At 37.2% G+C, this 769-nt stretch carries 1 protein-coding gene; it reads left to right on the forward strand.

Annotated features, from left to right (window positions below; translation table 11 throughout):
• Positions 1 to 642, forward strand: a 642-nt coding sequence (locus LIQ05_RS19385) for a transposase (protein WP_226822935.1), incomplete at its 5' end; no start/stop codon positions are given.
• Between the last annotated feature and the right edge of the window lie 127 nt (positions 643 to 769).

A 769-nucleotide genomic window follows, 5' to 3' on the forward strand; every position in this document is an offset into this window, starting at 1 on the left:
ATGGATTGTTTCGTTCCTTTGATGGAGCACTTCAAACAAACTTATGGATTCTATCCCAAATATCCTGTGGCAGATGCTGGATATGGCTCATACAACAATTATATTTTCTGTGAACAGAACGGAATTGAAAAGTATATGAAATTTCCAATGTTTAAAAAGGAAACTAAGGATCAGAAATATCATGAAGATCCATTTCGTGCAGTTAACTTCAGAATTGATGAGCAAGGTGTCATGAGATGTCCTAACGATAAAGCATTCCATTTTTTATACAGAAAAAATGTGAGGGGAAATCAATACGGACGTAAGGAAGAATTGTATGAATGCGAAGACTGTAGTGGATGTCCATATGCAGAGAAATGTAAGAAGACAGATAAGAATCGAACCGTTCGGATCAATCAGGAATTAACTTCCATGCATCAGGAAGTAATCGAAAACCTAGAAAGTATCCACGGTGCATTATTACGAATGAACCGTTCGATACAAGCAGAAGGCACTTTCGGAATTATGAAAAACGACCGTTGGTACAAGAGAATTGTCCGAAGAGGTATTCATTCAGTCAAACTGGAAGTTTTACTTGTGGTGATAGGCCACAATCTATATAAATATCAGAAAAAAAAGATGAGAAACAGAACTGCCGCATAGATTCAAAAAAAGAATTTCTATGGGGTAGGGGAAGTGCGCTTTCTTTGCGCATGATTTCAGTCATTTATACACAACAGGTACAAAAAGGGAGATGCGAAAAAACTCAATCGAGTTTTTTCACATCCCC

It is taken from the genome of Blautia glucerasea, from assembly GCF_020537505.1.
Taxonomy (GTDB): domain Bacteria; phylum Bacillota; class Clostridia; order Lachnospirales; family Lachnospiraceae; genus Blautia_A.